A 14,840-nucleotide genomic window follows, 5' to 3' on the forward strand; every position below is an offset into this window, starting at 1 on the left:
CCAAAGTTAGCTCCTATAAAAAGCTAACTCTGGCCGCAAAGGCTTTCAAAGTCGCAAGTCAGGCTTGCATACCCACAAGCTATGACCGAGCAGTGTTATCAGAACTCAGATACAACAGAGAAAAATGTTCCTCGCCGCTGGCCATACTGTGCCTGATAAATGCCTACACCGCTGCCATTTCTGAGCTGATAGCGTTTATCAAATAAATTGACGACATCAGCGCGTACCTTGATGGCGTGTCCGAAAGGTACCTTTGTAAAGCTGTGCTGGTAACCAATGTTGAACACGTCATATTGCGGTTGTTTCTCAAGGTTTGCAAAGCCGCTGCGCAGTCCATAGCCATACACGAAATCTACATAGGCCATATCGTGTTTTGTAGACCATGAAGCACCGGCTGTGGCGGTATATTCTCCCTGATGGTCAAGCTGGATGGCGTGATTTTTAATATAGGCCAGCTCCTCCATATCAAACTGGTACTGCGCGGAATTGATGTCCCGTGCAGACGTTTTTACATAAGAAAAATTCCCGAAGACTGACCAAGGGCCATGCTTCCATGAACTTCCAAACTCAGCACCATAAACACGGCCACGTTTGTAGCTGAACGGAGCCAGAATTACTGCACGGCCAAACTGCCCGAGATCCGTAAGGTCGTGCGCCCATTTGGCATAGGCATCAAGCGTGATCTGGAACTCTGGCGTAATGCGCTGGAGAATACCGCCATCCACATAGTTCGATTTTTCGACCTTCGTCGCGTCATTGATCATATTGGCGGCAGCATTGGTCGTGCCCACAAATTTGGCCAGTGTTGAGGGATAGACATACTGAGGCGAAGGCGGCGCGAAATAGCGAGAATAGCCGATGTGAAGGGTAGTGCTGCGTGTGGGCTTCCAGACCATGTTGGCGCGGGGGCTGAGCTGCCCCTCGTTACCAAATGAGGAGGCGAACCGGTCGTAGCGGATGCCGTAATTGAATGTGAGGTTCTTGGTAATTTTGTATTCATCCTGAATATACGCTCCGGCTTCAACAGACCAGTTTCCCGTATTATCAATCACGCGCACGGGCACATTTGATTTCTGGTTTCCCTGCGCATCGACAGGAAAGGCCAGCGTATTGGTATCCAGTCGTTCAGACGTGTACTGCCCCAAAAGACCGGCTCGCAACGTATGGTGCGGGGCGACCTCATACGACAGATCAAACTGCATGCCGCCGGTCGTGAAATCGTTGACCTCATGCTCGGACACACCTTGATAAATCAGGTCCCGGTCACGATCAGGGGTGTAATCAATCCGGCCATAGCGAAAATAGGGGGAGGCCTGGAAATTCAGTTTGTCCGTTGTACGCTGATAGGAGAGCACCGCGTAGTAGTTTTGCTCCGTCTGGCTGTCATTCATCTTGGCCCAGTTCATTGACGGATCATGCGGGTTCAAGCCAGCCACATCATAGATGGTGGAGTAGTCCGGGCTATTGGTATCGAACGTCTTAAATGAATTCGGAATTTCAAAATCCGCGTAGGAGGCGCTGGTCAGCAGCGTGACCCGACTGATATCGTCAATATGGTAGGACAGATAGGAGAAGGCTTTCTCCTGCTCTGTCACATCGTGCACGGCCCGGAATGTGTTGCTTGGGTTTTCAATGCCGATGGCATTGCGTGTGAACGATACGGTTGTGAAGTAGTCCAGCTTTCCATGCTGCCCGCCAAACTGCACGGATGGCACGAACGTATTGTAGCTCCCGCCATAAAGGGAGACCTGATTATGTTTCAGGCTGTTGCCGGTTTTGGTGGTAACGTCCACCACCCCGGCCGTGCGAAAGCCAAACTGAGCCGGGAGAGTGCCCGTTAACAGATCCACTGACTGGATGATGCGGCTATCAAGCTCCTGCCCGAAGCCGTTCAAGCCCTCAGGTAGCAATACGCCGTTGACCCGATAGGTGAGGCCGCCATGTTCACCGCGCACATGCACCTCTCCATAGCTATCCAGCACAACGCCCGGAACACGCAGAAGAATTTGGCTAAAAGCCGCGTTCTGTCCCCCAGGCGTCGTGGTGATTTGGCGCTGGTCTATGTGGTAATCGACTGCCCCTAACCCAGGAAAAATGCGCGTGCGCTCCTGATTGAGGTGGCCAACGACATTGATTTTCTCAGGAGCAGGTGCCTCATGCGTGCCGGGCGAAGTGGGGCGTTGTGTGGCCTTTGGGTTCTGGCGGTTTTCAGCCCCGACACTCCGTACCGCTGCTGCCGGGTTCTTAACGGCGGCCCGAGGAGCGTGGGGTACAGTCTCGTCAGCCTTTGCTGCATTTATGCTGCTCCAGCCTAATCCCACCACTACGCAGGAACATAGTGTGGCACGCAAACCCAAACTGGATGGAGCGCATTTATGGCTGGTGATCTTTTTAGAATACCTGTGCTTTAAGAAATAGCATTTGCTATATTGTTGGATAGGCATAACGAGCAACTTCTTCTGCGAAGGGTGAGTGTGTGCGAGTGACTCTAGAAAATCTTAGGGAAAGAAAATTTAAGACTCATGACGGCAGGGGGACGGACAGGGGAAGATAGTAGACTTGCAGTTCAATATATGCAATATGCTATACCATATAGTTTCTGCAAACGCTCTGTTGGTGCAATTTGCATGCAGCGCACCCTGCACTCTTCTGCTGGGTGTATTATTTCTGTAAATTGAGCGGAAAAGTCAGAGCGTGTGCGTGGCGAAGAGAAGGTGCAGCAATCTGGCATCTTTGACCTGTTCCTTAAGATCAAACGCCTGTTGCCGTGATACGAGCATATCATTGTCACCATTCACCACGGGTAAAGAACACTGAATATTTTTTACAGATGCGCCAGGATAAGAATTCTCATCACATCTGACCCACATAGAAATAGCTGGCTCAAATAACTTTTCAAAATCCGCTTAGGGAGTTTCCGCATTACGGGGTTGCGATTTGATTGCCAAACATGTCACGCCATTTTTCAAGGGTGATGGTTTTATAAATCTGCCGGGTGGGATCATTTACCGGCAATACCCAGTGCGCACAGATCACAATAACGAACTTCGGTTGGACAGCATGAGACGCAGCGCAACAACCCCGCCATCACTGTGTCCAATAATACCAAAGTTCTGTGGCCCTAACGTGGTAAAAACTGCGGTTACATCCTCCTGAAGCTGCCGATATCTCAGGGGATACGTCCCGATAACTAATCGCCCATGCCCGCGCGTATCAATAGCAATCAACCTGTAATCTGGGGAAATCAAAGAACCGCTGATTGATGTGCCTTTCTCTTGATTTTGGGCTTATGGCGTGCTGTTGACGGTCGCCTTGGTAATGTTCGCTTTGCGTTTATCGCAGATAGAGAGTTACCATCTTCCAGATTGCTACCTACATGTCGGCGCTCCTCAGCTCCAGAAAGAGGAAGCAGGGCATATTATAGACGATATTGGCCTTTGAGCGGTAGGCCGTGTCGGCCCAGACAGGTGAGGCCGTATTGGTTTTATCCAGAGGTTCTTCGCGCAGTCTGGTGCCCTCACTGGCGGCAGGCTCCGTCATCTTCCATTTGCGGACCAGCCGAACTTTCGGTCGATGGAAACATGCGATTTATAGCAAAAGAAAGGGGGAGCGAGATCCGTAGGCGGGGTCCTCCCGCCATCGTAAAGCTTTCCTTTTGTGAACTTCAGCTTCCATCACACATAACGATCTTTATGGGACATCTTGGACGGCTTGTCCTGCCGCTCCTGTGGAATATGTCCTTCACGCACACCGGCCTTCTCCCCATTGACATTGCGCTGCCTGCGAGCCAGACAGCCAGGATCTGCCTGACATCAGCAGTAACCAGCGTTCCGCATGGTGGTGACATTAGGGCGCTCTCACGGTGTTTCAATGGCACCCGCCTGGGTCAGGTAGTCAGTCCGTAGGACAAATTGTTCATCGTCTGGATCAAACGTGGAACACCGCCCGTGTTTCCGTCTGAATAGGCCAGTGCCTTTGTTCAGCTCCGAGCTGAGCACCTCAAAATCCTCAGTCCGGGAAAACGCTTCAAGTTGAGCACCGAGCCCACTCAACCGCGCCAGCCGCTCTTCAACATCAAAACAAAAGGCTGCGTCATGAGCAATTCCAAGTCACCACTCAAGAGATAAACGAATAGAGAACCCCGAAACCAGGGGGGCGACCCCTCCAACTGCCGTTCGTATAAAATACCTCATGCACAGGCCACTCTCCTTCAGTAAGCCTGTGAATTACAACGCCAACTCCGGCAATACCTTAATAGGGACGCCTATTTTTTCCTGATCAATATCTGAATCAACACCCATGCAAGCATATAGGCGCTTCCGCAAACAGCAAACAGAACGTAATAGCCAGCGTTAATGTTGTTCATTGACCTATAGTGGTCGAGAATAATCCCGATAAAAACCGGAAACAGCATTCCCCCTATAGACCCTGCCATACCGCCAATACCCTGCACAGAAGCGATCATGCTTTTGGGGAAATAGTCTGCTGGCATAGAATAGATATTTGCGGACCACCCCTGATGCGCGGCAGCAGCTACGCTCAACAGCGCAACCATGCCCCACATAGTACCAATCTGTGCAGAGAAGCAAAGAGGTATCACAAGCAACGCCATCATCAGCATAGTGAAGCGCCGTGCAGTTACAACTTTCCAGCCACGACCAATTAGAAAAGACGAAATCCAGCCACCGCCGACGCTCCCAACAGATGTTGAGCAATATACTGCAATCAATGGAAACCCAAGGTGCTGAAGATCAAGGTGGTAGCGATCAGAAAAATAAGATGGCAACCAGAAAAGAATGAAGAACCATATTGGGTCGGTCATGAACTTACCGAGTGCAAACGCCCATGTCTCCTTCATTTTCATGAGATCCAACCACCGGCCTTTAAATTCCGGCGTGTGGAGTATACCTGCGTCCTGCGCGATATGGTTTCGTTCCTCGGTGGACAGAGATGCTGTTTCTTCCGGCACACGGTAAATACGCAACCAGATGAGCAACCAGACAAACCCGGAAAGACCTGTAATAATAAAGGCAGCCTGCCAGCCATATGTAACGGCAAGCCACGGCACTGTTGCAGGCGCCATGATGGCACCAATACTTGTGCCAGCCGTGACAATTCCCACTGCAAGAGAACGCTCCGTAGACGGGAACCACTCTGAAACAGCCTTCAAAGCTGATGGAAAATTACCGGACTCTCCAAACCCAAGCAGGCCTCGCACGGCTGCAAAGGTTGCTGTCCCGCCAACAAAAGCGTGGCTGATGGACGCAATACTCCATACGAACATACAGAATGCGTAGCCGAGCCGTGTGCCAATTCTGTCAATCAACTTACCAAAAGAAATAAAGCCCAAGGCGTAGCAAGCCTGAAAGACAATAACCAGATAGCTATAATCTTTTTCAGTCCAATGAAATTTCTGCTCCAGCAAGGGCTTGAGCAAACTTAGAACCTGACGGTCAACATAGTTGATTGTTGTTGCTGCAAAGAGAAGTCCGCATATTATCCATCGATATTTACCAACCATTACAACCTCCGATTATTCTTTTTGTAGGAGATGCAAAATGTCTGAAGGCACGCACAGACTTCTCGCGCATTAAGGGTAAGACAAGCACTTGCTAGAACTGTGCAACAAACCGGAACCCGGCCAAGAGCGCATTAGGATAAACCTTATTCGCATCAGGATTAATAATATATTGCAGGTCTGGCAAAAGCTTCATGCCACGGGCAATAAAGGCTGTATATGTAAGCTCAAGAACCTGAAAGCTGGACTGAGGGGCGGCAACACCATTGAGCAGGGGCAAACCCATGTCTGCCTGCATTTCCTGCTGGCGTGTAATTTTTCTGTTCACTGTCTGCCGTGTCCAGAAAAAGGAGATGGCATCGGTTATTCTGCTTGGGAACATACCCTGTGAGATAATTCCGAGCGTATACTGGCTTTGATTAGGGAGTGACGCCCCCATGTTCCAGCCAGCAAGACCATAAAGAATAATCCCCTGGTTAGCCGCCGGACCATAACGATACACCATTTGATCTGCCCCAACATACCACGCACCTCTTTGCCGTTCCGTTTTCCCGGGCAGGTGAGACACAAGTTTGGGCCTGCCATCCACTGAGGTGAAAGGATCTGGGTGGTCTGATGTATCAATATATCCTCCCAGTTTATAATGTCCGTTCAATTTATTGCGGCCCAACGTTGGTTCCCAACCGAGCTCTACAGGAACAACAAACCCCTGCTGTGCAAATGAGAAGTTAAATCCGGCTCTTCCGCCTTCAGTCGGGGAAACTTCATAAAGGCCTGCCTGTGCATAGAGGTGATCACCCGGATTGACACGCGCCATTATACCCCACTGGGAAAAAGGCCAAGACCGCCATTTTGTGACATTTGAAAGGCCGGATGGATGGGCGCAGGTAATCATGTTCAGGGCATAACAGCCCAGATAGGACGTGCCGAATTTCATGTTAGCGGGCATACGCCCAAAATCAACAATCAGCTTTTTGTTAAAAAGAGACTGTTCCATATACATATAAACGAGCTTGTATAGAACATTCCCCCCTGCCCCGTAATCTTCCTGCGGTTGTGTCAGGGGTGTTACGCCCATATAATCGGTCGCAACATTCCGACCTGCACGCTGTATGCCGAGCATATGAAAAGATGTCCCTTTCCAGCCTAGCATTTTCTCAAAATCCAGATCTGTTCCCATCACAATCTGATGGGTATAGGTCACCCCCTGTTTTCTGCCCCCGGCAACATCGCCCAGAGTTTCTGTCAGATAGGTCAGGGTAAAAGCCACCCCGTGCCGCTCCATGTTGGTGCGGAACCCACCCAGATTACCGAGAATTCGGTCATCTTTGGGAACAATACGTACCTCGCGCCAGGCAGAGCCCAAGGCACTTGCCGACATGCCTGTTTGCTCTTTCTGTTGAGGAGACGCTGGCACCGTATCCTGCAAGAAAGCCGGCAGCCTGCTACTCTCCCAAAAGCTTTTGGGTGTAGGATTGACAATGACTGTTTCCGGCTTTTTTAGGGAGGCGTCCTGCCCCGCGGAAAGCGCCTGCGCATACGCCCAGGAGACAAGGTTTAGGTGTATGAGTATCAAGAACAGCAGGCTGGCTGCTTTGGAGCAAAAGATGGCCTTCATAATGAACACCAATCAGGAGCATAGTTATACCGCAAGCAGCACTACTTCCGTATAGGCTTACCTGTATAGCTTTGCGTTATTTCAAAGAAAAAGCGCTCCGGCCTTTTCATACAACCCGACAAAACGGTCTTCCCGTTTCAGTCAGCCGTTAACACGGTCATATCGTGGTTCGTTACAGTCATCTGGCCATCTTTCTTTTTTTGTTAACCAGTATTGGATCTGCATAAGCGAAGTAGATTTTACCTCGCCACTTATTAAGTAACTGGATAGAGCGTTAACAAAAGAACGTCAATCACGTTCATCCTTATTCGCATTTTTTTGACCGACGTCTTCTCGCCCTTTTTGACTCGGAAAGCTGGCCAAAAGGGAACGCTCTATCCTGACCTTAAGAAAAATACGGGTTAGCCGATTTTTTCTGTCAACTCCGGCAGAAGTTTAAACAAATCTCCTACAAGGCCATAATCTGCAACCTGAAAAATGGGGGCCTCTTCATCCTTGTTGATTGCAACGATCACTTTGGAGTCTTTTATCCCTGCAAGGTGTTGTATGGCACCAGAAATTCCGACCGCAACATAAAGTTCCGGTGCAACAATTTTGCCAGTTTGCCCAACCTGCCAGTCATTCGGTGCATATCCTGCATCCACAGCAGCGCGGCTGGCACCCACTGCGCCTCCCAGTTTATCGGCCAAAGCGGCGATCTGATGAAAATTTTCTTCAGACCCAAGCCCTCGACCACCTGAAACAACAATTTTTGCCGATGTCAGATCTGGTCTTTCAGAAACGATGGTTTTGTCTTCTACCCAGACTGACAACGCAGGGTCTACGGGAACCGGAACACTTTCAACAGGGGCAGCCTCTCCCTCCCTCTGCCCTGCTGGAGAAAAGGCGGCTGTGCGCACTGTAAAAATCTTTACCCTGTCATGCGATTGCACTGTCTGTATCGCATTCCCTGCATAGACTGGGCGCTCGAACGTCTCCGCATTTTTTACACAGGTCACATCAGCCAGTACCATCACGTCAAACATCATTGCCACACGGGGCAGAACATTCCGTGAAAAAGCTGTGGCGCCTGCCGCAATATGCTCATATGCCGCACCAACCGACTTAATGAGCGCAGCCAGTGGCTCGGCCTGACCATGCAGCAAGGACGCATCATCAGCAACACTTACCTTGGCAACGCCTTTCAGATGTCTTGCTTCCTCCGCGGCCTGGTTACAGTTTTGGCCTGCAAGAAGCACATCGACCTCTCCAAGTGGCGCAAGTGCTGTCAGGGCACGGGCCAGCATGTCTTTTTGAAGGTGGCCATTATGTATTTCAGCTAAAAGCAGAACAGACATCACAAAACTCCTGCTTCATTTTTCAGTTTGGAGATAAGGTCATCGACTGAGTGAAGTTTAACGCCAGCCTGTCTTTTGGGAGGCTCAACCGTGCTCAGCACAGTCAGGCGAGGCTGGATGTCCACTCCCAATGTTGCAAGCGCCACTTCTTCAAGGGGTTTTTTCTTGGCTTTCATAATGGCAGGCAGGGCAACATAGCGCGGCTGGTTTAGTCGCAAATCAGTCGTTACGACAGCCGGAAGTTTTAGACGCAGTGTTTGCAGGCCGCCATCAATTTCCCGGGTGACCAGCGCAGCGCCCTCACTCACCTCCAGTGCCGAGGCATAAGTGCCCTGCCCCCACCCTAACGCTGCCGCCAACATCTGGCCGGTTGCATTCATGTCATTATCAATGGCCTGTTTTCCGGCAATCACCAACTGAGGGTTTTCAGCCTCGACAATTTTCGCCAGAATTTTGGCAACGGCCAGCGGTTCTATATCCTGTTGCACATCATCGGTCGCATGCACCAATATGGCTCTATCTGCCCCCATAGCCAGCACCGTGCGTAATGTATCTTTGGCCTGAGGCACACCAATGGAGACCGCAACAATTTCCGTCGCCACCCCTTTTTCCTTAAGACGCACGGCTTCTTCCAGCGCAATTTCATCAAAAGGGTTCATTGACATTTTAACATTGGCAAGTTCTACGCCAGAGCCATCAGACCGCACTCTTACCCTGACGTTGTAGTCAAAAACACGTTTTACCGGAACAAGAATTTTCATAACACTCTCCAGCTCTCAGCATACTGAGTGGAAGCGTTCCACCATGACATCCAGCACGTCATTCGGGTCGCGTTTCCACCAGTTTTGTGCAGAAAAAATTTCAACTTCACAAAAACCTGCATAGCCGGCATTTTCTACCGCATTGCGCAGGCCTCTAAGGTCTGCCACACCATCCCCCATCATCCCGCGGTCAAGCAGGAAGTCTGTGGTGTGCCCCAGCCAGTCACATAAATGAAAGCCAAAAATACGACCTTGGGCACGCTTCAGTTGATTTGGCAGGTCTGTATCCCACCAGACGTGGTAAACATCTATCGCGACACCTAAATTCGATGCTGCGATCTGGTCACATAAGTCGAACGCGTCACGCGTGGTTGTCAGGCAGGATCTGTCTCCCCCATACATCGGGTGCAGAGGCTCCAGCGCAAGGCGGACACCACACTGGGCGGCGTAGTCGCACACAGCCGCCACCCGCTCCGCAACATGCTTCAGGCTCTCCTGAATACCTTTCGTTCCGGCTTCCACACCCCCCACAACAATTGTCAGAACGTCCCCACTCAAAGCGGCTGTCTCATCAATCGCTTTGTAGAAATCATCTTGAATGTCTTGAGGATTTTGAAGCGACAGGGGACCGGTTAAAAATGGGGAGCGACAGAGCCCCACCACTTTAACACCTGCTTGCCGGGCGTAACGCCCTATTACCGCTGCCTGCCCTGCTATTTCCGGCCGCCAGAAGACAATGCCACCAATGCCACGCTGGGCACAGGCATCCACAGTCTGTTCCGCAGACCAGCCCGCCCCGGCCCCTGGCATATTATGCCCCAAAGTGGCTGTGTTCAGGGCTAAGGCCGATCTGTTCTGGCTAAAATCACGCATGGTCAGTCTGCCCCGTACAGGGCCAGAAAACTACGCATCAGCTCAATGGCACGTTCAGGGTCACGCAATAGCCCACATGCATCCGCATGGCGAAAGATGCCGGTAAAATAGGGCAGTGCACGCATGGATTGTGCACCATTTAACATGATGAAGTGCTTTTGAAAGCCGTTCAGCCACGCAAGAAATACAACCCCGGTTTTGTAATACTGTGTGGGGGCCTGAAACATGAGGCGAGCCAGCGGCACTGTGGGGGCCAGCAGGGCATGGAACCCGGCTTTATCACCCTCTCCCAACCGTTTTACCGCAGACGCAGCCAGCGGGGCGATCGGGTCAAAAATTCCCAGCAGGGCATGACTATACCCCTGCTCATCTCCCGCAATAAGCTCGGGGTAATTGAAGTCATCACCTGTGTACATTTTCACGCCAGCAGGCAGACGCCGCCGCATGAGAATTTCCTTCTCTTTATCGAGAAGAGAAATTTTGATGCCGTCAACTTTGCTCTTGTTGTGTTCTATGACCTCAAGCGCAACCTCCAGAGCGTCCTCAAAGTGAGGCGCACCCCAATAGCCTTTTAAAGCGGGGTCAAACGCGCTGCCCAACCAGTGCAGCACAACGGGTTGATCACAGGCAGACAGAACTTTTGCATAGACTGCCTTATAGTCGTCAGGGCTTTTTGCCACACGCACTAGCGCTCTGCTGGCCATGAGGATAATACGCGCCCCTACCCCTTGTATGGCGTCTACCTGCTCCAGATATGCGTCACTCACATCATCCAGTGAGCGGGCGTCCTCCGGGGCCAGATGGTCTGTACCGCAGCCGTTAACCACGCGGGCGTGGGGCAGCTCTTCCCTCGTCCGCTTGATCAGTTCCAGCGCATTGCGCCAGTCCAGCCCCATGCCGCGCTGGGCGGTATCCATGGCTTCCGCAATACCTAACCCGAGACCATCAAGATACCGCCTGAAAGCCAGTGTGGTCTCCCAGTCGATTGCGGCGCGGCCGGAAGGGGCTGATGCACTGAATGGATCAGCAGTGACGTGTGCCGCTGAATACACAATGCGGGCTGGATCAGCGGGCAGCTTCTCTTGCGGGGCGGACTTGCCACTTAACTGATACGCTGTTTTCAGCCCTTCACTATCAGGGAGAAGTATTTTCATGGCTGATCTCAAAATCGTGGCACAAGCATTCCGGCGTCAGCCGCAATAACCTGTCCAGTTGTGTAAGGAAGGTCGCCCCGTGCAAGGGTGGCGACAATACGGCCTATTTCCACAGCGTTCCCCACACGGGGGAACAGTGTGAGACCATCGGCGGCCCGTTTCCGGTATTGCTCAATAACGGGTGCCGTCATTTCTGTCGCGATAAGGCCTGGCTGAACATCATAAACGGCAATATTTTCCGGGCCCAGCCTGACTGCCAGAGTTTTTGAAACCATGGCCGCTGCCGCTTTGGAGGCACAATATTCAGACCGGGCCGTAGCCACTGCGACGGCATTGGAAGACGTGATTGTGACAACGGCATAAAAAGCATCCGCCACGCGCGGCCGCGCAAGAACATAACGGGCAAAGGCTTGCGATAAAAAGAAAACAGCCTTTGCGTTTACGGCAAAGCAGCGGTCCCAACTTTCAGTGGTAACATCCAGCATGTCTCCACGCTGCATTACCCCCACGCCTGCATTATTGACCAAGGTTGTAACAGGCCCGAGTTCGTTTTCTATCTTTGCGAAAATATCACTATGATACTCCTGTTTTGCAACATCAAAAGGGAGTGGCATAACAGGCACGCCAAAAGAGGAGAGATGCCGGACGGCTGCCGCCAGTTCTTCATCATCATTGAGGTCGTTCACTGCAAGAGAAAACCCTTCTTTTGCCAGTACCTCGGCTACCGCCAGCCCGATACCTCTTGATGCCCCGGTCACAAGTGCAACCTGTGTCATGCAGTGGCACCTTTCCGCAGCAGTTCACGCGCAATAATCATGCGCTGGATCTGGTTTGTTCCTTCATAGATCTGCGTAATTTTTGCGTCACGGTACAGGCGCTCAACTTCAAAACCGCGAATATACCCTGAACCACCAAACACCTGCACGGCATCCGCCGTACGGGCAACGGCAATATCCCCGGCAAAGCATTTTGCCATTGAACAGGCGCGTGTGGCGTCAAGGCCACGATCAATTTTCATAGCAGCGGAATAAACCAGAAGACGCGCTGCCTCGATATCCTTCGCCATGTCAGCCAGAAGCCATTGCACGCCTTGGAATTCGGAAATATGTTTACCAAACTGCTTGCGTGTGCCTGCATAGTCCACAGCGGCTTCGAGGCCAGCCTGAGCAATACCAACTGCCAGAGACGCAATACCAACGCGACCTTTGTCCAGCACGCTCATCATCATGTGGAAACCGCGGTTCATGTCACCCAGCAGGGCATCCGGACCAAGGCGCACATCCTGAAAGTCCAGCGCCCCCACCTGGCTGGCACGTTGCCCCATTTTATGTTCCTTGGGCCCGCGCTCTACACCTTTGGCATGTAGGTCCACAATAAAAATGGACATACCCCTGTTGCCCGCTTCTTTGTCCGTGCGGGCCAGCACAAACCCTGTGTCAGCAACGGGTGCGTTATGAATCCAGATTTTACCACCATTCAGAACCCAGCCCTCGCCATCCCTGACAGCGGTTGTACGAATACCTGACACATCGGTTCCGGCTTCCGGTTCGGTAATGCAGTAGGCCACCTTGCGCTTCATGGACATGACGTCGGGCAGCATTTTCTGCTGCTCCGGGGTGCCATGACGCACGAGCAGTGTGGAAATAAGTTCGACCAGCCCGCACTGGTCCGCCACGCTGGCATAGCCACGGGAGAGTTCTTCCATCACCACGGCATAGGTCAGCGTATCAAAACCTGGGCCGCCCAGCTCTTCCGGCACGGCAATGCCAAACAGACCCAGCTTGCCCATTTCATCATAAATTTCAGTGGGGAAGCGTTCTTCGCGGTCCAAAGCTTCAGCTGCCGGACGTACAACGGCATTGACGAAAGAACGTGTTGTTGCCCGCACTTCTTCCTGTGTTTCATTAAGGAACATATCTGCCTTCCTCTTCTTATAACTAAATAGTTACTTTTCAGATAAATAAAAAACGAGTTTTCCCGAACATCACGCCAAACGGAATCACCGGCTTAAAGCGTCAAACCCATTGGAGCCTCTGTGAAGAGCGCAGCATCCATTTGTTTGAGGTCTGATGCCACATGCAGGGTGCCTGAAGCCTGATCCAGAATATCGCGCTGCACATCAATGCCGGGTGCAATTTCTGTAACAGTCAGTTTTCCATTCACAAGTTTGAGGACACAGCGTTCGGTGACGTAGGTAATGTCCTGCCCGTTCTCCGTTGCCTTACGGCCTGAAAAACTCACCTGCGCCACGTCAGGAACGATTTTTGCAATTTTACCTTCCTTATCAATCACAAGCCGACCATCTTCTATGTGCATTTTGGCACCGGCATTAAAATTACCTGAGAAAATGATGCGTTTTGCGCGACTAGTAATATCAACAAAACCACCTGCACCGGCTGTACGGTGGGGCGTTGCAGCCAGACGGCTCACATTGACTGAGCCGTCCTCCCCTATCTCCAAAAAGGAGAGGAGGGAGCAGTCAAACCCCCCGGCCTGAAAGTAGGAAAACTGGTGGGGCGATGCCACAAAGGCCTCCGCATTGCTCGCGCACCCAAACTTGAAGTCAAGCAGCGGCACGCCCCCCACGGCCCCTTGCTCAATCACCCACGTGACGGCACCATGTTGCCCTTCTTCAAGCACTATACGCGGGACATTTGCTGAAATTCCGAAACCGATATTAACAGCCCACCCTTTTTTTAATTCCTGCGCGACACGCCGCGCCATGACCTTGGATGGCCCAAAGTCAGGACTGGCAAAGCTGGACAGCGGCCGGAAAATTTCGCCGGAAATTGCAGGATCGTACAATGTGGCTGTTGTTTGCAGTTGTTCTGGCGCTTCCACCACAAAGTCCACCAAAATTCCAGGCACTTTTACATCATGCGGCTTCAGGGTTCCCTGCGCAGCAACACGCCTGACCTGTGCAATAACAAGGCCACCATTATTGTGCGCAGCCAAGGCCATTTCCATAGCCCCCAGGGTGGCACCTTCCTGCTCGAACGTCAGATTTCCTTTTTCATCCGCTGTGCTGGCGCGGATAATGGCTACATCCGGTTTCAGCGCAGGGAAATAAAGCCACTCTTCACCTTCAAACTCCGTAACGCGCACAACAGGCTTCTGCCTGGCTGTTTCATTCATGGCACAGCCCTCGCGCCGCGGGTCTGCAAAGGTATCCATACCCACCTTTGTCAGCACGCCGGGCCTTAAGGCCGCGCCTTCACGCAGCATATCAAAAATAACGCCAGAAGGTACGTTATAGGCTGCCAGATCCTCACCAAGAATGCGCTGCCAGATCAGTGGCGGTTCCGCATTGCTTGGGCCAGAGGGATAGGAGCCGCCGATAATACGGCTGATCATCCCTGGGAGTGCGAGATGATCCACCCCTTTTGTGCCAAACATATCCCCCGCGCAAATAGGGTGAATGGTTGTCAGGTTTCTGGGAGCACCTTCTGCGGCGTAACGCTGGCCCAGCGCTTCCAGCACGGCATCAGGGCACAACAGCCCGGAGGATGAATTGACCGCAATGGTGGCGCCATTTTTTATGAGGCTTACAGCTTCCGCGGCAGTTCTGACTTTACTCAT

11 protein-coding genes and 1 pseudogene are annotated in these 14,840 nt (G+C 51.8%); all 12 read right to left on the reverse strand.

Going from position 1 to position 14,840, the window contains the following annotated elements; genetic code table 11:
• Positions 1-98 precede the first annotated feature (98 nt).
• Complete coding sequence (locus Abci_RS12510; RefSeq protein ID WP_244877682.1) at positions 99-2,351, reverse strand: TonB-dependent receptor; 2,253 nt, start codon at positions 2,349-2,351, stop codon at positions 99-101.
• A gap of 681 nt (positions 2,352-3,032) precedes the next feature.
• Entirely contained in the window at positions 3,033-3,248 is a 216-nt protein-coding gene (locus Abci_RS14220; RefSeq protein WP_306302106.1) for an alpha/beta fold hydrolase, read from the reverse strand.
• A 181-nt stretch (positions 3,249-3,429) separates the two neighbouring features.
• Positions 3,430-4,103 (reverse strand): annotated as a pseudogene (locus tag Abci_RS14225) (IS5/IS1182 family transposase); the annotation flags it as partial.
• Positions 4,104-4,264: 161 nt separating this feature from the next.
• Positions 4,265-5,521 (reverse strand): MFS transporter, encoded by a 1,257-nt coding sequence (locus tag Abci_RS12525; protein WP_048839520.1) that lies wholly within the window; start codon positions 5,519-5,521, stop codon positions 4,265-4,267.
• A gap of 91 nt (positions 5,522-5,612) precedes the next feature.
• Complete coding sequence (locus Abci_RS12530) at positions 5,613-7,136, reverse strand: carbohydrate porin (RefSeq protein WP_146806942.1); 1,524 nt, start codon at positions 7,134-7,136, stop codon at positions 5,613-5,615.
• 401 nt (positions 7,137-7,537) lie between these two features.
• A complete protein-coding gene (locus tag Abci_RS12535; RefSeq protein WP_048839522.1) occupies positions 7,538-8,473 on the reverse strand; it encodes an electron transfer flavoprotein subunit alpha/FixB family protein in 936 nt (311 codons plus the stop codon).
• Positions 8,473-9,234 (reverse strand): electron transfer flavoprotein subunit beta/FixA family protein, encoded by a 762-nt coding sequence (locus tag Abci_RS12540; RefSeq protein WP_048839523.1) that lies wholly within the window; start codon positions 9,232-9,234, stop codon positions 8,473-8,475. Before Abci_RS12540 ends, Abci_RS12535 begins: the two co-directional genes overlap by 1 nt.
• 15 nt (positions 9,235-9,249) lie before the next feature.
• Positions 9,250-10,107 carry a sugar phosphate isomerase/epimerase family protein gene (locus Abci_RS12545; RefSeq protein WP_048839524.1) on the reverse strand — a complete coding sequence of 286 codons (858 nt, stop codon included), beginning with the start codon at positions 10,105-10,107 and terminating at the stop codon, positions 9,250-9,252.
• A 2-nt stretch (positions 10,108-10,109) separates the two neighbouring features.
• Positions 10,110-11,261 (reverse strand): dihydrodipicolinate synthase family protein, encoded by a 1,152-nt coding sequence (locus tag Abci_RS12550; RefSeq protein WP_048839525.1) that lies wholly within the window; start codon positions 11,259-11,261, stop codon positions 10,110-10,112.
• Positions 11,262-11,269: 8 nt separating this feature from the next.
• Positions 11,270-12,037 carry a 3-ketoacyl-ACP reductase gene (locus Abci_RS12555; RefSeq protein ID WP_048839526.1) on the reverse strand — a complete coding sequence of 256 codons (768 nt, stop codon included), beginning with the start codon at positions 12,035-12,037 and terminating at the stop codon, positions 11,270-11,272.
• Positions 12,034-13,176: an acyl-CoA dehydrogenase family protein gene (locus Abci_RS12560; protein WP_048839527.1), complete on the reverse strand. Its 1,143-nt coding sequence runs from the start codon at positions 13,174-13,176 to the stop codon at positions 12,034-12,036. Before Abci_RS12560 ends, Abci_RS12555 begins: the two co-directional genes overlap by 4 nt.
• 92 nt (positions 13,177-13,268) lie before the next feature.
• Entirely contained in the window at positions 13,269-14,840 is a 1,572-nt protein-coding gene (locus tag Abci_RS12565) for an acyl CoA:acetate/3-ketoacid CoA transferase (RefSeq protein ID WP_048839528.1), read from the reverse strand.

This window comes from Acetobacter cibinongensis, assembly GCF_000963925.1.
Lineage (GTDB): Bacteria > Pseudomonadota > Alphaproteobacteria > Acetobacterales > Acetobacteraceae > Acetobacter > Acetobacter cibinongensis.